Annotated in this window: 25 protein-coding genes and 1 tRNA gene; 13 read left to right on the forward strand and 13 right to left on the reverse strand. The window is 62.8% G+C overall.

Annotated features, from left to right (window positions below):
• Positions 1–153 precede the first annotated feature (153 nt).
• The gene (locus tag BM216_RS30795) at positions 154–1,152 is read left to right on the forward strand and encodes a bile acid:sodium symporter family protein (RefSeq protein ID WP_093003823.1); all 999 of its coding nucleotides are present in this window, start codon (positions 154–156) and stop codon (positions 1,150–1,152) included.
• Between the two features lie 5 nt (positions 1,153–1,157).
• Here BM216_RS30795 and mazF read toward each other — a convergent pair whose 3' ends face one another.
• The 3 genes from mazF to BM216_RS30810 form a co-directional block, all read right to left on the reverse strand.
• Entirely contained in the window at positions 1,158–1,496 is a 339-nt protein-coding gene (mazF, locus tag BM216_RS30800; protein ID WP_093003825.1) for an endoribonuclease MazF, read from the reverse strand.
• Positions 1,493–1,735 carry an AbrB/MazE/SpoVT family DNA-binding domain-containing protein gene (locus BM216_RS30805; RefSeq protein ID WP_093003922.1) on the reverse strand — a complete coding sequence of 81 codons (243 nt, stop codon included), beginning with the start codon at positions 1,733–1,735 and terminating at the stop codon, positions 1,493–1,495. The genes mazF and BM216_RS30805 overlap by 4 nt, the downstream gene beginning before the upstream one ends.
• 140 nt (positions 1,736–1,875) lie before the next feature.
• On the reverse strand, positions 1,876–2,358 hold the full coding sequence (locus tag BM216_RS30810) for an Hsp20 family protein (protein WP_093003827.1): 483 nt from the start codon (positions 2,356–2,358) through the stop codon (positions 1,876–1,878).
• 305 nt (positions 2,359–2,663) lie between these two features.
• Here BM216_RS30810 and BM216_RS30815 point away from each other — a divergent pair, with 305 nt between their 5' ends.
• Complete coding sequence (locus BM216_RS30815) at positions 2,664–3,827, forward strand: hypothetical protein (RefSeq protein ID WP_244530420.1); 1,164 nt, start codon at positions 2,664–2,666, stop codon at positions 3,825–3,827.
• A gap of 244 nt (positions 3,828–4,071) precedes the next feature.
• Here BM216_RS30815 and BM216_RS30820 read toward each other — a convergent pair whose 3' ends face one another.
• Positions 4,072–5,061 carry an AraC family transcriptional regulator gene (locus BM216_RS30820; RefSeq protein WP_093003829.1) on the reverse strand — a complete coding sequence of 330 codons (990 nt, stop codon included), beginning with the start codon at positions 5,059–5,061 and terminating at the stop codon, positions 4,072–4,074.
• Positions 5,062–5,244: 183 nt separating this feature from the next.
• Between BM216_RS30820 and BM216_RS30825 the strand changes: the two genes are divergently transcribed.
• Positions 5,245–6,135 carry an SDR family oxidoreductase gene (locus tag BM216_RS30825; RefSeq protein ID WP_093003924.1) on the forward strand — a complete coding sequence of 297 codons (891 nt, stop codon included), beginning with the start codon at positions 5,245–5,247 and terminating at the stop codon, positions 6,133–6,135.
• A 60-nt stretch (positions 6,136–6,195) separates the two neighbouring features.
• On the opposite strand, the gene BM216_RS30830 is transcribed toward BM216_RS30825, so the two are convergent.
• Positions 6,196–7,395: a metallochaperone AztD gene (locus BM216_RS30830; protein ID WP_093003831.1), complete on the reverse strand. Its 1,200-nt coding sequence runs from the start codon at positions 7,393–7,395 to the stop codon at positions 6,196–6,198.
• A 152-nt stretch (positions 7,396–7,547) separates the two neighbouring features.
• A complete protein-coding gene (locus BM216_RS30835; protein WP_093003833.1) occupies positions 7,548–8,387 on the reverse strand; it encodes an enoyl-CoA hydratase/isomerase family protein in 840 nt (279 codons plus the stop codon).
• Positions 8,388–8,489: 102 nt separating this feature from the next.
• Here BM216_RS30835 and BM216_RS30840 point away from each other — a divergent pair, with 102 nt between their 5' ends.
• The gene (locus tag BM216_RS30840; protein ID WP_093003835.1) at positions 8,490–8,891 is read left to right on the forward strand and encodes a winged helix-turn-helix transcriptional regulator; all 402 of its coding nucleotides are present in this window, start codon (positions 8,490–8,492) and stop codon (positions 8,889–8,891) included.
• 69 nt (positions 8,892–8,960) lie between these two features.
• Positions 8,961–9,950, forward strand: coding sequence for an alpha/beta fold hydrolase (locus BM216_RS30845; RefSeq protein ID WP_093003837.1), 990 nt, complete (start codon positions 8,961–8,963; stop codon positions 9,948–9,950).
• A gap of 34 nt (positions 9,951–9,984) precedes the next feature.
• On the opposite strand, the gene hisN is transcribed toward BM216_RS30845, so the two are convergent.
• Both hisN and BM216_RS30855 read right to left on the reverse strand, forming a co-directional pair.
• Entirely contained in the window at positions 9,985–10,761 is a 777-nt protein-coding gene (gene hisN, locus BM216_RS30850; RefSeq protein WP_093003839.1) for a histidinol-phosphatase, read from the reverse strand.
• 365 nt (positions 10,762–11,126) lie between these two features.
• Positions 11,127–12,002 carry an N-formylglutamate amidohydrolase gene (locus tag BM216_RS30855; RefSeq protein ID WP_244530421.1) on the reverse strand — a complete coding sequence of 292 codons (876 nt, stop codon included), beginning with the start codon at positions 12,000–12,002 and terminating at the stop codon, positions 11,127–11,129.
• 212 nt (positions 12,003–12,214) lie between these two features.
• Between BM216_RS30855 and cpdR1 the strand changes: the two genes are divergently transcribed.
• Complete coding sequence (gene cpdR1 / locus BM216_RS30860) at positions 12,215–12,580, forward strand: response regulator CpdR1 (RefSeq protein ID WP_093003843.1); 366 nt, start codon at positions 12,215–12,217, stop codon at positions 12,578–12,580.
• A 185-nt stretch (positions 12,581–12,765) separates the two neighbouring features.
• Positions 12,766–12,840, forward strand: a tRNA-Val gene (locus tag BM216_RS30865).
• 151 nt (positions 12,841–12,991) lie between these two features.
• Here the strand turns inward: BM216_RS30865 and BM216_RS30870 are convergent.
• On the reverse strand, positions 12,992–15,079 hold the full coding sequence (locus BM216_RS30870; protein ID WP_177231000.1) for a methyl-accepting chemotaxis protein: 2,088 nt from the start codon (positions 15,077–15,079) through the stop codon (positions 12,992–12,994).
• Between the two features lie 306 nt (positions 15,080–15,385).
• Between BM216_RS30870 and BM216_RS30875 the strand changes: the two genes are divergently transcribed.
• Positions 15,386–15,622, forward strand: a complete 237-nt coding sequence (locus BM216_RS30875) for a hypothetical protein (RefSeq protein WP_093003847.1) — start codon at positions 15,386–15,388, stop codon at positions 15,620–15,622.
• A gap of 77 nt (positions 15,623–15,699) precedes the next feature.
• Here BM216_RS30875 and BM216_RS30880 read toward each other — a convergent pair whose 3' ends face one another.
• The 4 genes from BM216_RS30880 to BM216_RS30895 all read right to left on the reverse strand — a co-directional run bounded on the left by BM216_RS30880 (position 15,700) and on the right by BM216_RS30895 (position 19,748).
• The gene (locus BM216_RS30880; protein ID WP_093003849.1) at positions 15,700–15,873 is read right to left on the reverse strand and encodes a DUF1328 domain-containing protein; all 174 of its coding nucleotides are present in this window, start codon (positions 15,871–15,873) and stop codon (positions 15,700–15,702) included.
• A gap of 73 nt (positions 15,874–15,946) precedes the next feature.
• On the reverse strand, positions 15,947–16,981 hold the full coding sequence (locus tag BM216_RS30885; protein ID WP_093003851.1) for an ABC transporter ATP-binding protein: 1,035 nt from the start codon (positions 16,979–16,981) through the stop codon (positions 15,947–15,949).
• On the reverse strand, positions 16,978–18,519 hold the full coding sequence (locus tag BM216_RS30890; protein ID WP_244530424.1) for an ABC transporter permease: 1,542 nt from the start codon (positions 18,517–18,519) through the stop codon (positions 16,978–16,980). Before BM216_RS30890 ends, BM216_RS30885 begins: the two co-directional genes overlap by 4 nt.
• Positions 18,520–18,725: 206 nt before the next feature.
• Complete coding sequence (locus tag BM216_RS30895; RefSeq protein ID WP_244530422.1) at positions 18,726–19,748, reverse strand: iron ABC transporter substrate-binding protein; 1,023 nt, start codon at positions 19,746–19,748, stop codon at positions 18,726–18,728.
• Positions 19,749–19,950: 202 nt separating this feature from the next.
• Here BM216_RS30895 and BM216_RS30900 point away from each other — a divergent pair, with 202 nt between their 5' ends.
• From BM216_RS30900 to BM216_RS30920, 5 genes are all read left to right on the forward strand, one after another.
• Positions 19,951–20,490: an RNA polymerase sigma factor gene (locus BM216_RS30900; protein ID WP_093003858.1), complete on the forward strand. Its 540-nt coding sequence runs from the start codon at positions 19,951–19,953 to the stop codon at positions 20,488–20,490.
• The gene (locus BM216_RS30905) at positions 20,487–21,299 is read left to right on the forward strand and encodes an anti-sigma factor family protein (protein ID WP_093003860.1); all 813 of its coding nucleotides are present in this window, start codon (positions 20,487–20,489) and stop codon (positions 21,297–21,299) included. Before BM216_RS30900 ends, BM216_RS30905 begins: the two co-directional genes overlap by 4 nt.
• A 70-nt stretch (positions 21,300–21,369) precedes the next feature.
• On the forward strand, positions 21,370–23,439 hold the full coding sequence (locus BM216_RS30910; RefSeq protein WP_093003926.1) for an ATP-dependent helicase: 2,070 nt from the start codon (positions 21,370–21,372) through the stop codon (positions 23,437–23,439).
• 84 nt (positions 23,440–23,523) lie between these two features.
• Complete coding sequence (locus tag BM216_RS30915; protein WP_093003862.1) at positions 23,524–23,799, forward strand: DUF4242 domain-containing protein; 276 nt, start codon at positions 23,524–23,526, stop codon at positions 23,797–23,799.
• A 142-nt stretch (positions 23,800–23,941) separates the two neighbouring features.
• A complete protein-coding gene (locus tag BM216_RS30920; protein ID WP_143102924.1) occupies positions 23,942–24,208 on the forward strand; it encodes a hypothetical protein in 267 nt (88 codons plus the stop codon).

Raw genomic sequence — 24,208 nt, forward strand, 5'->3', positions numbered from 1 at the left:
TTATATTTCACGATAAGCGAAGCAGCAATCAAACCTGCCGTAGAGCAATTCCGCTTTTCTTCGAATCGCGAAACCGCTCTATTTCTCTGATTTCACGCAGTTCCGGACGCAAAACCGCTACGCACTTTTGCTGGACTGCTTTAGGAGTATTCGATGAAGCGTTTCCTACCCGACCGGTTCACCATCATGCTGGTCTGCACCGTCATCCTGGCGTCCATCCTGCCGATCCACGGCGTCTGGGCGGAATGGTTCGGCCTTGCGACGGATATCGCCATCGGCCTGCTCTTCTTCCTGCACGGCGCGCGCCTGGCACGGGAAACCGTCGTCGCCGGCGTCCTGCACTGGCGCCTGCACCTGACGATCGTGCTCACCACTTTCGCGCTCTTCCCGGTCCTCGGCCTCGCGCTCGGCTTCATCCCTGAAAGCATCCTGCCAGCACCGCTCTACCTCGGCATGCTCTTCCTCTGCGTGTTGCCCTCGACCGTCCAGTCCTCGATCGCCTTCACCTCGATGGCAGGCGGCAACGTGCCGGCGGCCATCGTCGCCGCATCGGGCTCCAACATCCTCGGCATGTTCCTGACGCCGGCACTGGTGGCCCTGCTTCTCTCCACCACCGGCGGCGGCGGCGTTTCGGCCGATGCGCTCGAGAAGATCGCGCTTCAGCTTCTCGCGCCCTTCATCGTCGGTCAGATCCTGCAGCCCTGGATTGGCAACTGGATACGCTCGAAGAAAAAGATCCTCATGCCGGTCGACCGCGGCTCGATCTTGATGGTCGTCTACCTCGCCTTCTCCACCGCCGTCATGGAAGGCATCTGGAGCACCTTCTCGCTCACCGACATCGCTGTCGTCATCGGCCTCGACATCCTGCTGCTCGTGATCGTGCTCAGTGTCACCATGTTCGGCAGCCGCGCGCTCGGCTTCTCCAAGGAAGACGAGATTACCATCACCTTCTGCGGCTCCAAGAAGTCGCTGGCATCCGGCGTGCCTATGGCCAACGCCATCTTCGCCGGCCACTCGACCTCGATCGGCGCCATCGTCCTGCCGATCATGCTCTTCCACCAGATCCAGCTGATGGCCTGCGCCGTCATCGCCCAGAAATACGCCCAGCGCCTGAAAGCGAAGGAAATCGCGGCGGAGCCCGCTGCGGCGTAATCAGCTCACGGCTTTCCGATCAGGGCCGAGGATTTGGCCCTGATTTGACTGAGTTCGGATGAAGACACCGCGCCCTTGCGCTGCGCATTCCGGGCTTTCCAGTCTAGGCTCTTGATCTGATCCGCAAGAGCCACGCCGCCTCGGCCGCTTTCGATCACAACCTCGAACGGGTACCCCTTCACCTTCGTTGTGAGGGGACAGCAAAGCATCAGCCCGAAGCGGTTGTAAGCGGCCGGGCTGAGAACCACCGCGGGCCGCCGGCCGGCCTGCTCATGGCCACTCTGCGGCGAGAAATCGAGCCAGACGATATCGCCCGCTTCCGGCACATATCCCGCGGCACTCACATCGCTTCCTTGCCGCTGGGCGCACCGAAATCAATCTCCTCGTGCCGATTATCCTCCGTGATGCCGGCGAGCAGTCGATCCAGATCAACGACGTCCTCACGCACCGGCTCGATGATCACCCGTCCGTTTTCCTCCGTAATATCGACGACAGTATCCAGCGTCAGCTTTGCCGCATCCATGATGGCGGCCGGAATCCTGACGGAAGCGCTATTGCCCCATTTCTTCACGGTGACACGCATATTCGGCTCCACGTATAAACAATGTAGATACGCTACTCCTCATCGCTTCTCCGGTCAATGAAACGAAAAACGCCCCTTCCCGGCGGGGGAAGAGGCGTCTGGCTGGCTATCCCTGACTGGAGGTCAAAGGGATGGGAGTGTTAGTTGACCTGCTGCGGAGCGATCTGGGCCTCGATCGTCTTGGCGGTATCGCCGGCTTCTGCGGCGATCGCGATGCGGCGGGGCTTCATAGCTTCCGGAATGTTCCGGACGAGATCGATATGAAGCAGGCCGTTCTTGAGCGAGGCGGTTTCGACTTCCACATGGTCGGCAAGCTGGAAGCGGCGCTCGAAGGCGCGCTTGGCGATGCCGCGATAGAGATATTCGCTCTGGTCGGCGCCATCTTCCTCGGTCTTTTCACCCTTCACGGTCAGCGCATGGGCCTGGAATTCGATCGAGAGTTCCTTCTCGTCGAAACCGGCAACGGCCATGGTGATGCGATAGGTGTTCTCGCCGGTCCGCTCGATATTGTAGGGCGGATAGCTCTGGCTCTGATCGGCAAAGTTGCGGTTGTCGAGCAGATTGAAAAGACGGTCGAAGCCGACGGTGGAGCGGTAGAGGGGAGAAAAATCGACGTGACGCATAATGTCCTCCATTGAAGCGACGGTGCGGTTTTGATGTGAGCGCCTTGATCCCGTTATGGCGATGAAGGCCCCGTTGAGCGGACCCTTTCGGCGCCCGCAGACTGCAGATGGGAATTGATTTCCGACCATTCAAGACCTTTTTCACCGTTCCGAAGGTGGGCTCGCCAGCCCGCCTTCCGCAGCATGCGGATTTGACGAAAATCAAACACTCAGTCAGAAAATTGGCTATCGTCAAAATTGCAGACCCGGATTATTCGGACGCCCTTGCCCCGGTCCTTGGCTGCCACATCGATAGGACCAAGACGATGCGTTCCGCGCTCCGAGCCGGATGGCTCACACCTGCGTTCATTCTTCTGGCCGGCGCCGATCCCGCCAGCGCCCACGTCAAATGGTTTGCACCCTACATCGTCGGCGCGCCGCCGCAGCCGATCGGCGCTACCCTGACCAATACCTGGTTCTGGCTCGGCATCGCCCTCGTGCTGGTCTTCTTTCTCGCCACCCGCGCCGTCGAGAAATCTCCCGCCGGCGAAACCATCCTGCGCGGCCTCGACCGCATGACCGATCCGATCTGGAACCGCATGGACGATTTCGTCCGGGCGGTCGTCGGCGCCTTCTTCATCGCCATCTTCGCCGTCGGCGGCGTCTACCTGACGCCCGATCTCAAGACGCCGTCGGAGATGGTTTCCTGGGGCCAGCTGCTGATCGCCATGCTGATCTTCTTCCGCGCCACCCAGCCGCTTGCCGCCCTCGGCATCGTCATCCTGTGGCTGCTGGCGCTGCGCGACTACGATATCTTCCACCTGCTCGACTACCTTGCGCTGGGCCCTGGCGTTGCCGCCTATCTCGTCATGGAAGCCTCGTCGAACGAGGAGTTGCGCAAGCACCGTTTCCAGGCCCTGCGCTGGGGCGTGGCAATCGCGCTCATGTGGTCGAGCCTCGAAAAATTCGCCTATCCCGACTGGTTCTATCCGCTGGTCGAGGAAAAGCCCTTCCTCACTTTCGGCCTGCCGCGCGACGTCTTCATCCCCATGGCCGGCGTCTCGGAATTCACCATGGGCTTCGGTCTGCTCTGGACCCCGATGGTACGCCGCCTCTCGGCCATCGCGCTCTTCGTCATCTTCAATGCCGCCGTCTACCCCTTCGGCCGCATCGACCTGATCGGCCACGCGCTGATCATGGCCGTCATCGTGGCAATTGCCGCCGATCATACCCGCGATGTCTTCTTCGTCCCGAACTTCAAGAAGATGATGGCAGGCGTCCCGATCGGCATCGCAGCCGCGCTGGTCATCTTCGTCTCGTCCTACTGGGGCCTGCATGTGGCGCTCTACGGCAGCGAGGGCGACATGAGCGCAGCTGTCCATCGCACCACCCACAGCCCCGACCCGGAACATCCGCACCCGACCGATGCGGCCGATGCCGGAACGCCGGTGGAGCACGACGACCACGGCGAGCCCGATCACAAGCATTGATCGACACCCTTGCAGAACCGAGAAATCCGCCATGGCCGTCCGATCGACCGGGGGGATTTCGCTGAACGCCATATGAATGATCGGTTCTGTCTCGGTTCAGGCCGGGCGCGCTAGAACATCATCACTGGAAGGCAAGACTGCCCTCCTTGGACCGGGGCACCATTCGTCCCTTCGCTTCGGTCAGCCTTGCCGGAACCGTGCTGTCCCCCGTATCGCCGGTTCCGGCCTTTCTTTTCCCGCTCACCTACCCAACCAGACTGCCGCCAAGGGCATCGGCGCCCTCCTCCATGCCGCCCGCAGCCTGCACCAGCCGGCGTCCGTACTGGCGCGGCGCGCAGCCCATGGTCTTCTTGAAGGCATTGCTGAAGGCGCTTTCGGATTCATAACCCAGCGAGATGCAGATCTGCGAGATCGGATCGCTCGTCCGGCTCAGCCTGTCCGCGGCAAGCAGCATGCGCCAGCGGGTGAGATAGTCCATCGGCGTCTCCCCCACCATTTCGCGGAATTTCAATGCAAATGTCGAGCGGGACATGCCTGCCTGCGCCGCAAGCTCCTGCAGTGTCCAGCGGCGGGGCGGGTCGGCATGGATGGCGGTCATTGCGGCACCGATCTGCCGGTCGCTGAGCGCCGAAAGCCATCCCGCTTCGCTGCCCCGGGCACTATCGCCGTCCCGCTCTCCACCCTGCGCCATATGCAGCCGCAGAGCCTCGACCAGCATCATCTGCGCCAATTGCTGCAACACAAGCAGACCACCGGCGCGAGGCTCGCGCAGTTCCTGCATCGTCCGCTCCACCGGCCACCGGAGTGCCGCCGTCTCAGGCCGGCCGCGGATATGCACGACCGGCGGCAGCATCCGCCGCAATCGTCCCGCATCACTGCCATCCAGCGCGAACCGGCTGCTGACGATGAAGCAGTCGCCGCCGCCGTTATGCGTCACGATCCCGCCATTGCGCGATTTCCAGAAGACTGAAGAGGCCTGCATAGCCGGCGCGGCAAGGTCGCTGCCGAGCCAGAAGGATTTGCCGCTCGCCAGCAGAAAGCAGTCTCCCTCGTCAAGCCGCACCGGCTCCATGTCCTCGACCATCAGCCAGCAATGCCCGGTCACCACGGCACCGGTCTTGATCCCCAGCCCCTGCTCGGGAAATTGGATGGCCCATGCCCCGCCGGCATCGAGGCCTGCGGACATATAGTTGCGAGGTTTGAGCAGCGAGAGAACGTCGGACAGCGGATCCATGGCAACCTTGGGATTGAAATGACGGCCTCAGCCTATCTCGCTTGGCTAATTAAGAACAGGCATTCGGACGATCGCGCATGAATGACGGACGCCACAGCATGGATCGTCCGCGATCCCCTGCTTACGCTTATTTATGTTGCTGCTTGCGCAGCACGCAAGACACGTTTCAGGAAGGACATATCCATGCGCGTATTCGTCACCGGCGCCACCGGTTTCGTCGGCTCCGCCGTCGTCCGCGAGCTCATCGGCGCGGGCCATCAGGTCACCGGCCTTGCCCGTTCGGAAAATGCTGCTGCGGCCCTCGCTGCCGCCGGCGCGGCCGCCCACCAAGGTCACCTCGAGGATCTGGACAGCCTGAGGCGCGGCGCGGATGCCGCCGACGCCACCATCCATTGCGGCTTCATCCACGATTTCTCCCGCTTCAGGGAAAATTGCGAGATCGATCGCCGCGCGGTGGATGCACTCGGCTCCACGCTTGCAGGCTCCAACCGTCTTCTGGTGGTCACCTCCGGCACCGGTCTCATCACTCCCGGCAGGATCGCGACCGAGGACGACCTGCCGACGCCCGGCGTCAATCCCCGCATCGCCTCGGAAGAAGCTGCAGCAGCGGTCGCGGCGAAAGGCACGCGGGTCTCGGTCATGCGCCTGCCCCCATCAGTCCACGGCGAAGGCGACCACGGCTTCGTGCCGATCCTGATCGATCTTGCCCGCCGCACCGGTATCTCGGCCTATGTCGGCAAGGGCGAGAACCGCTGGCCGGCCGTCCAGCGCCGTGATGCCGCCCGTCTCTACCGTGCCGTCGTCGAAAGCGACGTGGCGGCACCGCGCTATCATGCGGTGGCCGAGGAAGGCATCACGTTCCGGGAGATCGCCGAGATCGTCGCGGCCCAGCTCGGCGTGCCCATGGTCAGCAAGAGCCACGAGGAAGCGGCTGACCATTTCGGATGGTTCGCGCATTTCGCCCAGCTGGACGGCCCTGCCTCATCCGAACAGACGAGGCGCCTTACAGGCTGGCAGCCCCGCGAGACGGACCTGCTGGACGACCTCAGGCAACCCTATTACGTCGCCGCCTGACGATAAGCGAGGAACACCCGGGCGATCGCCTCGCCCGGGTGTTTCTGCTCTAACGGCTTTTTAGTGCACCGCGCCGGAGCCGCCGGCGGCGACCAGCGCGAACGGCTGGCCCGCGACAGCGATCGTCCGCTCTTCCTTCAGGCTGCTGCCATCAACGACACGGATCAGGCCGTTGCGCGGATCGGTGATGGCAAGCTTGCCGTCTGCGACCGCGATCCGCGGGCGCGGATCGCGCCAATGGCCGTCCTTGCTATAGGGCTCCGTCACCGTTTCCGACTTGACGATCTCGCCCTTCACCACATCGATGAGATGCAGCTTGCCATCCTCGGTCAGAACATAGGCATTGCGTGGCTCGGCCGGATCGAGCGCGAAATCTACCCGGCGCGTCGGCAGTTCGATCAGGCGATAGGGCTCGTCGGCGCTGTCCGGATCGATCAGCACGACCTTGTCCTCACCGTAGTTGCCGAGGAAGAACTGCATCGACTTGCCCCCGAGCAGCGTCGAGACTTTACCCTTGGGCAGCGTGTCGCCATAGCGCAGCATCTCGAGCTTCGGGCCGTCCATCCCGCCCGGACGGGCGATCAGCACGCCCTCCTCGCAACCGAAGCCGACGAGGCGTGCGGATGTCGCCTCCCCGTGCAGGCCGGTGCAGGCCGCGACCTCACCCACCTGGCTGCCCTCGTCATTAACGACGCGCAATCCGCGCCGCGGCGGCAATTCGCCTTCCTTCACCGGCGCCTCGATATTCGGCATCGATACGAGGAAATGATTGCGGACGGGCACGGCCACGCCGTGATGCGCAGCGATCGTATCGAAAGCCTTCAGTTGCGCATTGCCGCCCGCCAGCGCGTCCTCGCTGACGAGATCGAATTTCTGTTCGCGATCATAAAATACGGCGACCTGATCATCATGGGTCACCACATGCCCCGGCTTCTGCCCCCTGATAACCGTCGAAAGCAGCTTCGGTTCGTTGATCTCGATATCGCGATGCTCGCCATGGTCCGACAGTGCGATACCGGTCGAGATGGCATGAATGATGTTCTCGTCGCCCTGCACCGCAAACACCGTCTCGCCGCTCTCGCTCAGTGAAAGGGCTGCATAACCCTCAAGGTCGAAGCGGCCGATTTCCTTGCCCGACGCCATGTCGATGGCACGCACCACCGGCAGGCTGTGATCGGCGACGAACAGGCGCCAAGTTTCCGCATTCTCCTCTTCCGCATGGGCAATCGACATCAACGGCGCACCGGACGCCAAAAGCATGGCCGACAACCCCGCGGCCCGCAACAAATGGGACATATCCACTCCTATATGTAATAACATTACAGAAAGAGCGTTATACAGTTACATTCTATTTGTCCATCCGCCGGCGGAGCGGATGGACGTGGTGATCCCCAATTTCCCCCGGGCGATCCTTAGAGCGCGGCCAGAAGCACCTCCAGCCGACGTTCACCCTCACGCGTCTGCGCACCCGCAGCGAGCGCGGCCCGGGCAAGCTCCACCGCCCTCGGCACACCAAAAGTCTCGCCGAGCAGCCGGTTATTGGCGTCCAGTGCCACGTCGAGACTGGGCACTGCCGCATTCACGGCCCGCTTTGCGGCCCGCACCATGCCGGGTGCCCGGCTGGCAATGTCACGCGCCAGGTCATCAACGAAACCATCCAGTTCTTCCGCCGGCAGGGCCCTGTTGATCCATCCATAATGCTCCGCCAGATCGGCATCGACCATCCGCGCACCGGTAATGATCTCCAGCGCCCTTGCCCGCCCGACAAGCTGCGGCAGATAGGCGGTGCCGCCGGCGCCCGGAATGATCCCGACCAGCGCCTCCATCTGCCCGAGCCCCGCTTTGCCCTTGGCGGCGAACCGCATGTCGAGCGCCGAGAACAGTTCCGCTCCGCCGCCCCGCGCCAGCCCGGCAAGCTTGCCGATCGTCACCTGCGGAAGGGCACGGATCCGTTCATGCAGGCGCATCATGGGGTTCAGATGCTCGGTCCCCGGCTCGCCAAGCTGGAGCGCCAGAAAGGCCTCCGGCGCGATGGCGAAATTCATGTCGCCATGGACGATAAAGAAATCCGGATCAGCGCTCTGGAAGACGATGACGTCGATTGTCTCGTCCTTCGCAACCTTGGCGGCAAAATCGTCGAGCTCCAGCATCAGTTCGGCATCGAGAATGTTGAGCGGCGGATGGTCGAGGGTAAGCCAGGCGGCCCCACCCTCCGTGGTGATCTTGATCGTCCTGTAGTCTGAATAGGTCATGGTTGCGGAACTCCTTTCATGAGTTGCCGCAATGGTATAAATTGTATACCTAGCGTCAATTACGCACCTGAATGCTACAAGGTATACGGAAGTAAACTGCCCATGAGCGACCGTCTGACGACCCGAAAAGCTGATCGCACCTCCCCTCCGCAACAGCCGGCCGGCACGCGGCTGGCGTCGGACCGGCTCCTGCTCGACGAGATCGCCAGCAAATGGTCGATCCTCGTGCTCGGCGCGCTCTGCGACGGCCCGCTGCGCTTCAACCAGTTGCGCCGCGCCCTCGACGGCGTCACCCAGAAGGCGCTCACCCAATGCCTGAGACGGCTGGAGCGGGACGGCATCCTGACGAGAACCGTACTGCCCACCTCCCCGGTCTCCGTCCAATACGAGATCACCTCGCTCGGCCGCACCCTGGAAGCGCCGTTCAGGGCACTGGCTGACTGGACCGTGCATCACGGCGCCGCGGTGGCGGAAGCTCGTGCCCGGTTCGACGCCGACCCGTGACAGCTAAGTCATGACGCCTGAAACGAAATTTCCCTTGACGAAAACCTGCCCAAGTCTAAGCCTGCCGACATGACCGACGCGTCCCAGACCACCGACAGCATTCTCCGTTCCACGCCCGACAATCCGGCACCCGACGATGTCACCGCCGGCTATTTCACCGGCCATCGCGGCACAAAGATCCGCTATGCCCTGTTCCGTTCGGCCGTCGTGCCGGCGCGGGGCACCGTCGTGCTCATGCAGGGCCGCAACGAGTTCATCGAGAAATATTTCGAGACGATCCGCGATCTGAACGCCATGGGTCTTTGGGTCGCGACCTATGACCTGCGCGGCCAGGGCGGCTCCGATCGCCTGACGAAGAACCCGAACAAGGGCCATGTGCGCCGATTTGCCGATTACGAGCGGGATCTCGAAATCTTCCTCGAACAGATTGTCCTGCCCGATGCCCGCCTTCCCTTCTTCCTCGTTGCCCATTCCACCGGCGCGCTGATTGCGCTGTCGGCGGCGCCGCGCCTGTCGAACCGCATCAGCCGCATGGCGCTCTGCGCCCCCTATATCGGCTTCCACGGCCAGCCCTTGCCCGAGAAAGCCGTGCGGCCGCTGACCCGCCTGATGTCCTGGACCGGTTTCGGCGGCATTCAGATGGGGGGCGACAAGCGCATGATCCCTTTCGAAGGCAATGGCCTGACCGGAGATCGCCGCCGGTTCGATCGCAATATAGGCCTCTATAAGACATTTCGGGATATCACCGTCGGAGCCCCGACGGCCCGCTGGATCCACGAAACGCTGAAGGCCGCAACCCGCGTGTCGTCCCAGACGCATCTGACGGAAATCACCATCCCGACGCTCATCCTGGCGCCGGTTCTCGACGGCATCGTGCCCTACCGCCTGCAGGAAAACCTGTCGCGCAATTTTCGCGCCGGCCAGCTCATCACCGTCACCGGCGGCCGCCACGAACTGTTCCAGGAAAAGGATATCTACCGCGCTCAGGCCATGGCGGCGATCGAGGCCTTCATGCCCGGCCTCGACGGCGGCCTCAACCTGTCGGAAACGGAGACCTGAACAGGTCTCCACTACCTAACGTATCAAATCGGGATCAGCGTTTGGCGAGCAGCGCCATCGCCTCTTCATGCACGGCCTTCGATCCGGCCGCGATGATGTTGCCGCCATTTTCTGGCCGCCCACCGTCCCAGGTGGTGATCACACCGCCGGCCTGCTCGATCAGCGGGATCAGCGCTCCGACATCATAGGGCTGCAGGCTGTTTTCGACGACGAGGTCGATATTGCCCGATGCCAGCAGCGCATAGGCGTAGCAATCGCAGCCATAACGGAACAGCCGCACCTTCTCCTCCACCGATCGGTAAAGCTCGAGATCCCTGCCGGTAAAGATATGCGGCGAGGTGGTGAACAGGATCGCATCCTTCAGCGATCCGCAGTCACGCACCGAAATCTGCCGCTCGCCGCCCGGCCCCGAATACCAGGACTGCTGGCCGTCGGCGAAATAGCGCTCGCCGATAAACGGCTGGTCGACCAGACCCATCGATGCATGACCATTGGATCGCAACCCGATCAGCGTGCCCCAGACCGGCAGCCCGGAAATGAAGGCGCGCGTCCCGTCGATCGGATCGATCACCCAGACATGCTCACGGTCGAGACCGACATTGCCGTGTTCCTCGCCGAGGATACCATGCTCGGGAAAGCGCTCTTCAATCAGCGCCCGGATCGCCGTCTCGGCCGCACGATCCCCTTCGGTCACCGGATCAAAGCCGCCCGCCAGCTTGTTGACCACCGAAATGCCGGTTCGGAAGCGCGGCAGCGTCTCGCCCTTGGCTGCATCGGCAAGCGCGTAGAAAAAATCACGGTCTGGCAACATCGGCAGGCTCCTGAAAATCGCAAGAAGAAAGGGACGCCGCCTTCATAGGCTGTCCCGAAGCCCGTGAAAACCGCCTTTGGCGCAACCTGTGCCAAGACCTTAATCACAACGCACAAAAATGACGCAAATTTAATCACCGTAAAAATGTGCTTGACATTTGTGCATGGCTCGTCGTAATTTCTTCATACAGTCTTTGACTGTAAATACCCTCCTTGGGTGTTTCCTCCCTAGACTTAGCCGCGCGAACAGCGCGGTTTTTTTTTGCCCGCGATTCCGCCGGCAAGCCCATCGCGCAAGTAGCCATCGCCTCTCCACGGGCCGAGCAGGCTCCGTGGGACATCCTTCCAACCAACGGAAATGAAAGACTATTCGGCCGCGAGCGCGCTCATGCCGCCGGAGAAATCACCGACATATTCGGCCATCTGGCGCATGAAGGTGGAGAGTGCTGCGGCGATTACCGGAAACTCCCGCTTCTTTTCGAGCGTTGTCTCATCGACATAGAGCGCGCGGTTGATCTCGATCTGCAGCGCATGCAGCCCGCGCACGGGGCGACCGTAATGCTCGGTGATGAAACCGCCCGCATAAGGCTTGTTGCGCACCGCCGAAAAACCCATCCCGTCGAGAAAATCCAGCGCCGCGCGCGACAGTTCGGCCGAGGCACTGGTGCCGTAGCGGTCGCCGATGATGAAGTCCGGCCGCAGTTCGGAGCCGGACAGCCGTATATTGCCGGGCATCGAATGGCAGTCGATCAGGATCGCAAGCCCGAAACGGGCATGGGTGCGCGCGATCAGTCGGCGCAGGCAGGTATGATAAGGCTTGTAGATTGCCTCGATACGAGCCAGCCCCTCCTCCACCGACAGCCGCTTGCGGTAGATCTCCATATTCTCCGCGACGATGCGCGGGATCGTTCCGAGACCGCCGGCGACCCGCATCGAGCCGATATTCACGTAAGGGGGCAGCGGTCCGTCGAACATGCGAGGATCGAGTTCGTAAGGCTCGCGGTTCACATCGAGATAGGCGCGCGGAAAATGAGCGGCGAGAAGCGGCGCACCGAGTTCGGGAGCATCGGCGAAAAGCTCGTCGACATAATGGTCGGCGGAGCGTCGGATAGAGAGCGAATCGAGATTGCTATTAGCGATGAGATCCGCCGGATAGTGCCGGCCGCTATGGGGAGAGTTGAAGACGAAAGGTATGGTCTGCGCTACAGGCTCCCTGACTTCGAACTGCTGTCCGTCTTCCAACCGTTCAAAGTCTCCCGCGGCGTGATCCATCCTGCCTTTACCATGTCACGAACAAGTCCTGTGGGTATGTTGCCAGTTGCCTGACGGCAAGTCCATATATTATCTATACCCCACCAAACGCCGATCCCTGCCGGTTAAACGGAAATTTACCGTGTGCTGGCATCGTTGAAGGCTGACACAACCCCTGGCATGCACGGATAGCGATCCCGAAGATGATACAGAAAATCCTTCTCGCCGAAGACGACAACGATATGCGCCGTTTTCTGGTGAAGGCACTGGAAAAGGCCGGATACAAGGTCGATTCCTTCGATAACGGCGCAAGCGCCTATGATCGGCTGCGCGAAGAGCCCTTCTCGCTTCTGCTGACCGACATCGTCATGCCGGAAATGGACGGCATCGAGCTCGCCCGCCGCGCGACCGAACTCGACCCCGATCTGAAGGTCATGTTCATCACCGGTTTCGCCGCAGTCGCGCTGAATTCCGACTCGAAGGCACCGAAGGACGCGAAGGTCCTGTCGAAGCCCTTCCACCTGCGCGACCTCGTCGACGAAGTGAATAAGCTTCTCGCCGCCGCCTGATCCGGCATTACACGATCTGATTCCGGCCCGCCCGAAGACGGAAAATTCCGATTTCGGGACGCGCCACGCGGTCATCCACAACCGCGAAAACCTTTGAAATGCGGGGCTGTCAAAAAAGCTTCGCACTTCATAAAAAAACCGGTTGACGGCCCGACCGCTCTATGGTCTATGCGCCGACATCGGATGGGCGTGTAGCTCAGCGGGAGAGCACTACGTTGACATCGTAGGGGTCACAGGTTCAATCCCTGTCACGCCCACCATCCTTCCTCCTCGGAGGATAAGACAAGAGCCCCTTACGGGGCTTTTGCTTTTTCCGGCAATGACTTACCCAAACAAAAGCCCGGCTTGCGATGCAGCCGGGCTTGTTGGTTTCAGGGTGAATGTCGGCCGCTCGGAAGAGCCACTCCGCCGTCAGAATTCGTCCCAATCATCAGCGCCGCGAGAGCCGCCGCCGACTGCTGCAGCCGTCTTCGTCCCGAACGCATCTGCAAGCCTGTCGACCATGCCGCGGGCCGGTGAAGTCTTGGGCAGGGAATTCTCGCCGGCAGCCTTGACCGAGGCCATGCGGCGCAGGTCGGCTTTCAGCGACTGGGCGGTCGCGGAGAGCGGTGGGGATGCGGATCGGTGCGCTTCACCTCGCGCTTGCCCGGCTCCTGCCGGCGTGCCACCCTGGAAGCCGCCCCGTTGCGTCTGCGCAGCCTCACCCTCAGCGCCGAGTTCGAAGCGCGATACGAGCTCCCTCAGGCGTCCCGCCTCGTTGGCGAGCGTCGCACCGGCAGCATTGGCTTCTTCCACCATTGCGGCGTTCTGCTGGGTCACGTGGTCCATCTGGTTGACGGCATTGTTGACCTCCGCCAGACCCGTAGACTGTTCTCGTGCCGAGGTGGCGATGGCGTCCATATGCTGGTTGATCGTCACGATATAGGCTTCGATCGTCTTCAGCGCAGTGCCGGTGGCACTCACCAGCTTCACGCCATTGTCGACTTCCGCGGACGAATTGCGGATCAGGTCCTTGATCTCCTTTGCGGCGGTTGCCGAGCGCTGGGCGAGTTCACGCACCTCCTGGGCAACGACGGCAAAGCCCTTGCCCGCCTCCCCTGCCCGCGCCGCTTCGACGCCGGCATTGAGAGCCAGGAGATTGGTCTGGAAGGCGATGTCGTCGATCACCCCGATAATGTTGGAGATCTGGCCGGACGACTGTTCGATATGGCCCATGGCGGCAACCGCATCGGCCACCACGGCGCCGGACTGGCGGGCGCTGTCATTGGCCTGGATCGCCACGCCGCGCGCCTCGTCGGCGCGCTTCGATGCGTTGGAGACATTGGCTGTTATCTCGTCCAGCGCGGCCGCCGTCTCTTCCAGCGAGGCTGCCTGCTGCTCTGTGCGCTTCGACAGGTCGTCGGCGCTGTGGCTCACCTCGCGGGCGCCGCTGTCGATCGAACCGGTGGCGCTCGCAACAGCAGCCATCGTCTCGCGCAGCTGGTCGACGGTACGATTGAAATCCGCCCGCAGCCCTTCGAAATCATGGGCGAAGTTTTTGGTCAGGCGGAAGCTGAGGTCGCCCGCCGACAGATGCTTCAGCCCTTCGGCCAACCCTTGCGTCGCCTCGGCCATGGCCGCTGCGCGCTCGCGCTCCTGATTGGCATTTTTCTGCTGCTGTTCCTCGCTCTCGTTGCGTTGCGCCTCCGCATCCGCTTCGAGCGCCCGGGTGCGCAATCCGTTCTCCTTGAACACCTGCACCGCCCGCGCCATGCCGCCGATCTCGTCGCGGCGTGCGGCATCGGGAATCTCTGCGGAAAGATCGCCTCCCGAAAGTCGTCCCATCGCATCACCCAGCGCCTGGATCGGACGCACCAGCCATGCCCTGATGGCGACAAAGCTGACCGAGGAGATAACCAGCAGGGCGATCACGACGCCGCCGATCGTCGCCCAGTAGATGGTGCGGGAATCGGCGGTCAGCTCGGCGCTGCTGTCGCTGGCGCCCTTGGTCAGCTGGTCGACCTTGTCGTTCAGCGCCTTGGACATGACCTGGAACTGCGGCTGGCATTCGCGGAAGAACACGTCCATCGCGCTCTTCATGTCGAGATAGGTGAGCGCCTTCGTGCCGAGCGTCACCGCGCTGCCGCAGGATTGGTCGAGCACATTGACGGCCTGCGCCTTCAGCTCGGCCATCGCGCCGTCGCCTGGAAGTGCCGCGGCAGCCCGATCGACATAACCAATGAAGGACTGGCGGGCCGAAGCCAACTCCTCGACTGCCTTCTTCTCCTGCTCCTTGTTCGACGTCAGCAGGATATCGCCGACGGCGCCGCGGATGGTCTGGAACGTCTGGCTCGCCCGCGACAGCGAGGTCGAGGCTTCGCCTTCCGCCGTCACGAGGTGATAATAATGCGCGTCGACCCTGAGGATCTGGCTGCCCGCATAATAGGCGAGTGCCAGGGTGAACAGGCCGAAGGACGCAAGCAGCACGAAGAACTTGCCGGTGATCGAAATGTTTTTCATCGCAAACCCATGACGCGTGAAGGACGAAGCGTGAAGGCAAGGCGGCCCGACCCATCGAAAAGCCGATGGTCGCATATGCTGCAATGACGTTCCCCACTCCCAAGAACGCGAACATTCTAGCGCTACAACTTTTACCATGGGTTAAAAACGCCGCTCCTCATGCAACCTTTCGGGGATAAATATGACATGGCCGGCGGGTGAGGAGGCAACGTGTGAATTACCGTTTGGTCATATGTTCCGGCTAGTATCCCCGACCATCGAGGTCGCCCCTGTAAGCATGGGGGCCGGGCAGCAGGTGCGCGACACATGGCACAGTATAAATACCCACCCCACCTCGTCGAGGTGAAGTCCTGGGCCTTCGATCAGGAATGGAAGCCCGGTCAGGTGGTCAAGAATGCCGGCATCTACCGCTGTCGCACCTGCGGCGACGAGATCGTCGTCGACAAGGGCGCCGCCATTCCGAGCCATCACCACGAGCATACCCTGCTCGGGCCGGTCGTCTGGCAGCTTCTCGTCTTCGCCCAGAAACATCCCGGGCGGTAACTCGGCCTCTCCAACGAAAAAGCCGCCCATCACGGGCGGCTTCGTCATCTCGAAAGCCGTTCGGGATCTCTCGTGGCCTACATGATCGCGCTGCCAGCCATCAGGGCCAGCACGAGGAAGACCAGGAAGATCACCAGCGCGATGAAGAAGAGAATCTTTGCGATCCCGGCCGTCGCGGCGGAAATCCCGGAAAAGCCGAGGAAACCGGAAATCAGGGAAATAACGAGGAAAATCAGGGCCCATTTCAGCATGGATTTTGTCCTTCAGGTTGGATGGCCGGATAACGTCTTGCGAATGTTCCCGGTTCCAAGCGCTGGAACAAAATCAGGCGAAGACGTGCGCCTTGCCCGAAACCTGAAGGCCGATCTCTTCACCGATCGGTAAATCCCTCGAACTCGGCACCTCGATCGTCAGTGTTATCCCCTGGTCGTCGCACAGGACGATACGCAGCTCCGAAGCCGATCCGCGGAACCCCGCCTCGGCCACCTTCGCCCTCACGCCGCCTTCGCCCTCGACGAGGCCGATCTGCTCCGGCCGCAGCATGATAGTCGCCTGGCCGGCAAAACCATTGGCGACATCTGCCGGCAGACGGCCGAGAGCGCAATCCGCATGGCCGTCGCCGATCGTCGCCGGCAGGATGATCGCCTCGCCGAGAAATGCCGCGGTGGCCGGATCGACCGGCCGACCGTAGACCTCGCGCGGCGGGCCGAACTGCATCAGCCTGCCCGCGCGCATCACCGCCACCTGGTCGGCAAAGGCCAGCGCCTCGGCCTGGTCGTGCGTGACGAGCAGGGTCGCGATCCCTTCCGCCCGCAGCACATCGCCGACGGCCTTGCGCGTTGTCGCACGAAGGCCGGTGTCGAGCGCCGAGAACGGCTCGTCGAGCAGCATCAACCGCGGCTTGCGGGCAAGCGCACGGGCAAGCGCCACGCGCTGCTGCTGGCCGCCGGAAAGTTCGTCCGGTCGGCGCGTCAGCATCGAGCGATCGAGCCCGACCATCTCCATCAGTTCCCCCGCCCTCGCCTGCCTGATGGCGGCATCCTCCGTCATGCCGAAGGTGATGTTGCCGGCGACGGAAAGATGCGGAAACAGGCATCCGTCCTGCGCCACGATGCCGATATTGCGCTTGTGCGCCGGCACCGCTGCGGCACCGTCAACAACGGGCTCGCCATCGATCGCAATCCGCCCGGCATCCGCAGCCTCGAAACCTGCGATGAGACGCAGCAGCGTGGTCTTGCCGCAACCGGATGGGCCGACAACGACGGTGCGGCTGCCGCCCGCGATATCGAGATCGATCCCGTCGAGCGCCGTCACCGGCCCGAACTGTTTCCGCAATGCACGAATTTCGACAAAACTCATCGGCCGGCGATCTTCTTCGATTGGTGATGGAGGAGCGCCGTCATCGGCAGGGAAAACAAAATCATCAGCAGCGCATAGGGTGCGGCACCGGCATAGTCGATCTCGCTGGTCAGCGCCCAGAACGCCATGGCAAGCGTGCGCGTGCCGTTCGGCGCCAGCATCTGCGTCGCGGTCAGTTCGTTCATGATGCCGAGGGAGGAAAGCGCCACGCCGGCGGCAGCGCCGGGCGCGGCCAGCCGCACCGTCGTTGCCCACAGCGCCCGTGCAGGCGAGCGGCCTAGACTCGCCGCCGCCTGTTCCAGCTCGGCCGGCACCTGGGCAATGCTGGCACGCAGGCTGATGAGCGCCCGCGGCAGGAACATGATCATGTAGGCGATGACGATGGTCGCCACGGTCTGGTAAAGCGGCAGCGCCACCCGCACCGTGATCGTCACCAGCGCCAGCGCCACGACGACACCCGGCATCGAGCTCGCCAGATAATAGCAGCCCTCGATCACCCGGCTGCGGCGGCTCGGACGACGGACGGAAAGCCAGGCGATCGGCAGTGCCGCAGCCGTCGTCGCAAGCCCGCCGACAAGGCAGATGACCAGCGTCTGGCCGAGCGCCAGCCCGATCTCGTCCATCCGCCAGATCGCCGCGCCCCCGGCCACCAGCCAGCGCGACAAGGTGAGCGCCGGAACGCCGAGCGCGAAGAAGACGGCCGCGATGGGCAGGAGAAGGCAAGGATAGCGCCATGCGCCGAGTGAGGTCCTGCGTACCTGCCGTGCAACGCCCGGACCGATGCGGGCATAACGCCGCCTGCCCCTCAAGCCCGCGTCGACCGCCAGAAGCACGAGGCAGCAGAGAACCAGCACCAGCGCCAGCATGTTGGCGGCAACGCCGTTATAGGTCGACTGGAACTGGTCGACGATCGCGGTGGTAAAGGTGTCGAAGCGGATCATCGCATAGAGCCCGTATTCGGCAAGCAGATGCAGGCCCACCAGAAGACCGCCGCCGAGGATCGAGAGGCGCAGCTGCGGCAGCACGACACGACGGAAGACCGCCGCATCGGAAAGCCCGAGCGACGCCGCCTGATCTTCGAGCGCCGGATCGAGAAGCCGCAGAGCCGCCGAGATCGGCAGGTAGAGAAACGGGAAATAGGCGGTCACGGAGATGGCGATCCCCGCGGGCAACCCGTGGAAGCCCGGCCAGAGGCCGATCCAGGCATAGGAATGCACGAAGGCCGGAATGGCGAGCGGCGCGACGCAGAGCACCGACCAGAACCGCGCGAACGGCAGATCGCTGCGTTCCGTCAGCCAGGCAAGCACTGTCGCGAGGATCATGGTGACCGGCACGGTAACGATCACGAGCAGCAGCGTGTTGCCCATCAGCTCGCCGACCCGCGGCCGGAAGATGAGCTGTGACGCCGTCTCCCATCCCGTCACAGCCGTCGCCCAGAAGACGAAGCCGAGCGGCATCAGCGCGAAAAGCGCGATCACGATGGCGATCAGATAGGTCCCCCGCGTGCCCGCCAGAAACCAGGGTCGCGACACGAGCATGGGTCTGTTGTCTACGAATGACGTCATGGAATACCTAGAGCATGTCGCGCAAAAGTGCCCAGCGGTTTTGCGGCAACGACATGCGATCATGCAAAGACTTGAGGCGTGCGGAGCGACCCCGTAAGGAGCGCGACACGCTTCAAGACAGACGAGACATCGCAGGTACGCCCTGCGATGTCTCCGTGCAACTGGAATTGCGTGCCGGTTTAAAGGATGCCGGCGGCGGTCAGCATGTCGGTGACCTTGGCATTGTTGAGCTCGGTCGGCTCGACCTTCGGTGCCTGCAGGTCGGCGAGCGGCACCAGCGCCTTGTTGGAGGCCTCATCCTTGCCGACCGCATATTCGAACGACGTGCCGTCACGCAGGATCTTCTGGCCGCCCTTGCCGGCAACCCACTTCAGGAAGGCCTGCGCCTGTTCCTTGTGCTTCGAGGACGCCAGAATACCGCCGCCCGAGATCGACACGAAGGCGCCCGGATCCTGGTTCTTGAAGTAGTGCAGCGAGACGTTCTTGCTGTTCTCGCCGGTCTTCGCCTGATCGCCGAAATAATAGTAATGATAGATGACCGCGCCTTCGATCTGGCCGGCATTGACGGCCTTCATCGCGGTGGAGTTGCCGCGGATTGCGGTGAAGTTTTCCTTCATGCCCTTCAGCCACGCGGCGGTCTCTTCTTCGCCCTTCAGCTGCAGCAGCGCACCGACGATCGCCTGGAAATCGGCGCCCGACGGAGAAGCGGCCCAGCGGCCCTTCCATTCCGGCTTGGCGAGATCCATCATCGACTTCGGCAGTTTGTCTTCCGTCAGCTTCGTCTTGTCATAGGCAAACACGGTCGAGCGGGCGGCAATGCCGGTCCAGTGGCCATTGGCCGGGCGGAACTGTTCCGGTACCTCATCCAGCGTCGCCTTGTCGAGCGGCTCGAACAGGCCCTTGCCGTCCACCAGCGCCATGGCCGGCGAATTTTCGGTCAGGAACAAGTCGGCAGGCGAATTGGCGCCTTCCTGGACGATCTGGTTGGCAATTTCCATGTCGGAACCGTTGCGGATCGTCACCACGATGCCGGTCTCTTCGGTGAACGCGTCCACCCACTCCTTGGTCAGCCCTTCGTGCTGCGCGTTATAGATGGTGAGGCTGTCGGCCACCTGGGCCGATGCGGGCGTGGAAAGACCGAGAACGGCCAGAACCGACAAGACAGGCGCAGCGCCAGCCAGGAAGATGGAAGAAGTTTTCAAAATCGCCTCCGCGAATGATTTGGAAAAGGCTCCGACCGAGACCGGCGAGCCATGATCGGCCACTCTCCGGCGGTCGACAACGGGGTAAACACCGGACTTTGAGAAATATTCGATTTTTTTACTCATCTTTTCTCATCGCTCTGGACGCGGCTCGCCGAACGGCGTTAAGCGGTGATAAACTGGGCGGCAGGACGCCAGCATCATGGAGGCGGCAATCGCCAGTGAACAGGAAATCAGGACCGGCTTGAGCGAGCACGTCGCGCGGCTTTGGCGCTACGGCCTGACGCTGTCGCATCACCGCGACACGGCCGATGATCTCGTCCAGGCGACCTGCCTCAGGGCGCTGGAGCGGGCGGCGCAATTCGCCTCCGGCACCCGGCTCGATCACTGGCTCTTCTCCATCCTCCATTCGATCTGGCTGAACGAGGTGCGCTCACGCCGCGTGCGCCAGGGTCAGGGTTTCGTCGAGGCGGCCGAGGTGCTGACGTTCGACGGCGCCGCCGACACCGAGACCCATATCCTCGCCATCCAGGTGATGAACCACGTCCATGCCCTGCCCGAGGCGCAGCGTTCGGCGGTATTCCTCTGCTATGTCGAGGGCCTGTCCTACCGGGAAGTGGCCGAGGTCCTGCAGATCCCGATCGGCACCGTCATGAGCCGGCTGGCCGCCGCCCGTGCCCGCATCGCCGAGGTCACAGCGCCCAAATCTCCCGCCCTCCCAACCCGGGAGAAGGCGAAATGAGCGTCAAACCGACCGACGAAATGCTGACCGCCTATCTCGACGGAGAACTGGCAGCCGCCGATCGCGCCTCTCTCGAAGCGACGATGGCAGGCGATGGCGCCGCCGCGAACCGGCTGCGTTTCCTCAGCCACGGCAACCTCGCCTATGCCGAAGCCTTCGCGCCGATGCTTGACGAGGCACCGCGGAAAAAGCTGGAAGCCATGCTGGCGGACCTATCCGCGCCAAAAGCCAGGCCGGCCGCGGAAGCTCACCTTGCTTCACCGCGCATCGGTCGACGCGGCTTGATCGCGGCCGCCATCGGCTGTCTTGCCGCAGGCGTCGTCGCAGACCGCGCCTTCCTCGCGCTTCGCTCCTCGCTTTTCGAAGACGAGGATGCAGCACTCCGCCAGGAAGTGGCCGAATATCTGGCGCTCTATACGGCGGATTCACTCACCCATGCCCCATCCAGCACCGCCGAGCGCGAGGCTCAGCTTAAATTCGCCGGCCAGCGCCTCGGCCTGCCGCTCGATCCCGCCGCCATGAACCTCGGCGACCTGCAGATGCGCCGGGCCCAGATCCTGGAATATGACGGCAAGCCACTCGGCCAGATCCTCTATCTCGACCCGGCCCACGGCCCCGTCGCGCTCTGCATCGTCGCCGCATCCTCCGGCGCAAAACCGATCACCCGCGAACGCCGCGGCGGCCTCAACCTCATCTACTGGTCGAGCCCAACACACAGCTTCGTCATGGCCGCCCGCAATCCGATGGAAGATCTGACCGCAAGGGCTGAGCAAATGCAGGCGGAATTGGCGGGCCGCAGCCGGGCGTGATGCTCCATGTCCCTGTTCCCGAACGAATCAGCTATTGCTGATCGAACACATCGGGAACGTCGGAAGCGGAATGTCGGTCGCCTATCTGGAAAAACTCAATGATGCCCAGCGTCGCGCGGTGGAGCATGGCTCCGAAGTGCCGAATGGCGGCCCCGCCGGGCCGCTGCTGGTCATCGCCGGTGCCGGTTCCGGCAAGACCAACACGCTTGCCCATCGCGTTGCCCATCTGATCGTCTCGGGCGCCGATCCGCGCCGCATTCTGCTGATGACCTTTTCCCGCCGCGCAGCCTCCGAAATGGGCCGCCGCGTCGAGCGAATCTGCAAGCAGGTGCTCGGTGCCAATGCCTCGATCATGACCGATGCGCTCGCCTGGGCCGGCACCTTCCACGGCATTGGCTCGCGACTTCTGAGAATGTATGCCTATCAGATCGGCCTAGACCCGGATTTCACCATCCACGACCGCGAAGATTCCGCCGACCTGATGAACCTCGTCCGCCACGAGCTCGGCTTCTCCAAGATGGAAAGCCGGTTCCCGACCAAGGGCACCTGCCTCGCCATCTATTCCCGCGCCGTCAATTCCGAGACCCCGCTCGACGAGGTGCTGAAGACCTGGTTCCCCTGGTGCCAGGCCTGGGAGCCGCAGCTGCGCGAACTCTTCGCTTCCTATGTCGAGGCCAAGCAGACCCAGAACGTGCTCGACTACGACGACCTTCTGCTCTACTGGGCGCAGATGATGAGCGAGCCGTCGATCGCGGAAGATGTCGGCGCCCGCTTCGATCACGTCATGGTCGACGAATACCAGGATACGAACCGCCTGCAGTCCTCCATCCTGATGGGCATGAAGCCCGGCGGCCGCGGCCTCACCGTAGTCGGAGACGACGCGCAGTCGATCTATTCCTTCCGCGCCGCGACGATACGCAACATCCTCGATTTTCCGAATACCTTCGATCCGCCGGCCAATATCGTCACGCTCGACCGCAACTATCGCTCGACCAGCACGATCCTTGCCGCTGCCAACGGCGTGATCGAGCTTGCCCGCGAGCGCTTCACCAAGAACCTCTGGACCGACCGCCAGTCGGAAGAGCGCCCGCGCCTCGTCGCCGTCAAGGACGAGGCCGAGCAGGCCAATTACATCGTCGAGAAGGTGCTGGAAAACCGCGAGACCGGCATGACGCTGAAAAGCCAAGCCGTTCTGTTCCGCGCCTCGCACCATTCCGGCCCGCTGGAAGTGGAACTCACCCGCCGCAACATTCCCTTCGTCAAGTTCGGCGGCCTGAAATTCCTCGACAGCGCCCATGTGAAGGACATGCTGGCGGCCCTGCGTTTCGCCCAGAACCCGCGCGACCGTGTCGCCGGCTTCCGTCTGATGCAGCTCATCCCCGGTATCGGCCCGCAGACCGCCGGCAAGATTTTGGATGCCATGGCCTCCGATCCCGAGCCGCTGGCGGCCCTGCAGGAAATCCCGGCCCCGCCGCGCTCCGGCGCCGACTGGCCCGCCTTCGTCGAGATGCTGACCGCGATCCGCAAGAACGAAGGCTGGCCGGCGGAGATCGGCACCGCCCGCGAATGGTACCAGCCTCATCTCGAACGCGTCCACGAGGATGCCGAGACCCGCAAGGCCGACCTGCTGCAGCTCGAACAGATCGCCTCGGGTTATGCCTCACGCGAACGCTTCCTCACCGAACTGACGCTCGATCCGCCGGATGCGACGAGCGACCAGGCCGGCGTGCCGCTGCTCGACGAGGACTATCTCATCCTCTCGACCATCCACTCGGCCAAGGGCCAGGAATGGCGCTCGGTCTTCCTCCTGAACTGCGTCGACGGCTGCATTCCGTCCGATCTCGGCGTCGGCTCGACCGCCGAGATCGAGGAGGAGCGTCGGCTGCTCTATGTTGCGATGACCCGCGCCAAAGACCACCTCCATGTCATGACCCCTCAGCGCTTCTTCGTCCACGGCCAGCATTCCCAGGGCGACCGGCACGTCTATGCCGCCCGCACCCGCTTCATCCCGGCGACGCTGCTGCAATTCTTCGAAACCGCCGCCTGGCCGGTCGTCGCCCCGATGTCCGACGAGGAGCGCCGCCACCGCCAGCAGGTGCGGATCGACGTGACGGCAAGGATGCGCGGCATGTGGCGATAGCGCGCACGGGCGCTCACCCTAAGCGCCTGTTGACTTCCATCCATCAGAAGCGCCTCATATACGCTTCCTGAGGAGGAGGAAGACATGCCGACCTTCATCATCGAACGGGATATCCCCGGCGCGAGCAATCTCACCAAAAACGATCTCTGCGAGATTTCGGCCAAGTCGAACGAGGTCGTCGCCGGCCTTGACGTGCCCTATACCTGGATCACCAGCTATGTCGCAGGCGACAAGATTTACTGCGTCCACGAGGCACCGAGCGCCGACGTCATCCGCGAACACGCCGAACGCGGCGGCTTTCCAGCCAACAAGATCACTGAAGTCAGCGCGGTTATCGGGCCACAGACGGCCAACGCGTAGAGCAGGAGGCTGCGCGACCGGTTTAATAAGAAACCAGTAATTCACGCCTAAGCTTTGGTTAAAATGAGATTGACTCCATCATCGGATCTGAACTGACTTTTTGCCGGAGTTGAGCGTTTATAGCTCTATGACTGAGCTCCATATGACGTGGATAAGGGCAGTTGCCGAAACGGCAAGCTATAGACGAATGTATACGCTGGCGTCCGAGATCGCCGCCAGCGAAGGTGCCACGCGCGAAATGCGGCACGCCGCAAGGCGCGTCGTGCGCGCCCTGAAGCCCGTGATAGACCTGCCGATAGCCGACGCCGTCACTTTGGCAAGGGCGAGAAAACGGTTTGCCGAACTGGCCAAGGCCGTCGCCAGCTTCTCCCCCGCATTGGCCGACATGCCTAGGGCCAGTCGCCGATGA

The sequence above is a fragment of the Rhizobium sp. NFR07 genome, assembly GCF_900111905.1.
Classification (GTDB): domain Bacteria; phylum Pseudomonadota; class Alphaproteobacteria; order Rhizobiales; family Rhizobiaceae; genus Neorhizobium.

Coding starts and splice junctions, on each gene's coding strand:
- BM216_RS30795 (WP_093003823.1), top strand. CDS start 154: ATGAAGCGTTTCCTACCCGACCGGTTCACCATCATGCTGGTCTGCACC.
- BM216_RS30805 (WP_093003922.1), bottom strand. CDS start 1,735: ATGCGTGTCACCGTGAAGAAATGGGGCAATAGCGCTTCCGTCAGGATT.
- BM216_RS30810 (WP_093003827.1), bottom strand. CDS start 2,358: ATGCGTCACGTCGATTTTTCTCCCCTCTACCGCTCCACCGTCGGCTTC.
- BM216_RS30815 (WP_244530420.1), top strand. CDS start 2,664: ATGCGTTCCGCGCTCCGAGCCGGATGGCTCACACCTGCGTTCATTCTT.
- BM216_RS30820 (WP_093003829.1), bottom strand. CDS start 5,061: ATGGATCCGCTGTCCGACGTTCTCTCGCTGCTCAAACCTCGCAACTAT.
- BM216_RS30825 (WP_093003924.1), top strand. CDS start 5,245: ATGCGCGTATTCGTCACCGGCGCCACCGGTTTCGTCGGCTCCGCCGTC.
- BM216_RS30830 (WP_093003831.1), bottom strand. CDS start 7,395: ATGCTTTTGGCGTCCGGTGCGCCGTTGATGTCGATTGCCCATGCGGAA.
- BM216_RS30835 (WP_093003833.1), bottom strand. CDS start 8,387: ATGACCTATTCAGACTACAGGACGATCAAGATCACCACGGAGGGTGGG.
- BM216_RS30840 (WP_093003835.1), top strand. CDS start 8,490: ATGAGCGACCGTCTGACGACCCGAAAAGCTGATCGCACCTCCCCTCCG.
- BM216_RS30845 (WP_093003837.1), top strand. CDS start 8,961: ATGACCGACGCGTCCCAGACCACCGACAGCATTCTCCGTTCCACGCCC.
- hisN (WP_093003839.1), bottom strand. CDS start 10,761: ATGTTGCCAGACCGTGATTTTTTCTACGCGCTTGCCGATGCAGCCAAG.
- cpdR1 (WP_093003843.1), top strand. CDS start 12,215: ATGATACAGAAAATCCTTCTCGCCGAAGACGACAACGATATGCGCCGT.
- BM216_RS30870 (WP_177231000.1), bottom strand. CDS start 15,079: ATGAAAAACATTTCGATCACCGGCAAGTTCTTCGTGCTGCTTGCGTCC.
- BM216_RS30875 (WP_093003847.1), top strand. CDS start 15,386: ATGGCACAGTATAAATACCCACCCCACCTCGTCGAGGTGAAGTCCTGG.
- BM216_RS30880 (WP_093003849.1), bottom strand. CDS start 15,873: ATGCTGAAATGGGCCCTGATTTTCCTCGTTATTTCCCTGATTTCCGGT.
- BM216_RS30885 (WP_093003851.1), bottom strand. CDS start 16,981: ATGAGTTTTGTCGAAATTCGTGCATTGCGGAAACAGTTCGGGCCGGTG.
- BM216_RS30890 (WP_244530424.1), bottom strand. CDS start 18,519: ATGCTCGTGTCGCGACCCTGGTTTCTGGCGGGCACGCGGGGGACCTAT.
- BM216_RS30900 (WP_093003858.1), top strand. CDS start 19,951: ATGGAGGCGGCAATCGCCAGTGAACAGGAAATCAGGACCGGCTTGAGC.
- BM216_RS30905 (WP_093003860.1), top strand. CDS start 20,487: ATGAGCGTCAAACCGACCGACGAAATGCTGACCGCCTATCTCGACGGA.
- BM216_RS30910 (WP_093003926.1), top strand. CDS start 21,370: ATGTCGGTCGCCTATCTGGAAAAACTCAATGATGCCCAGCGTCGCGCG.
- BM216_RS30915 (WP_093003862.1), top strand. CDS start 23,524: ATGCCGACCTTCATCATCGAACGGGATATCCCCGGCGCGAGCAATCTC.
- BM216_RS30920 (WP_143102924.1), top strand. CDS start 23,942: ATGACGTGGATAAGGGCAGTTGCCGAAACGGCAAGCTATAGACGAATG.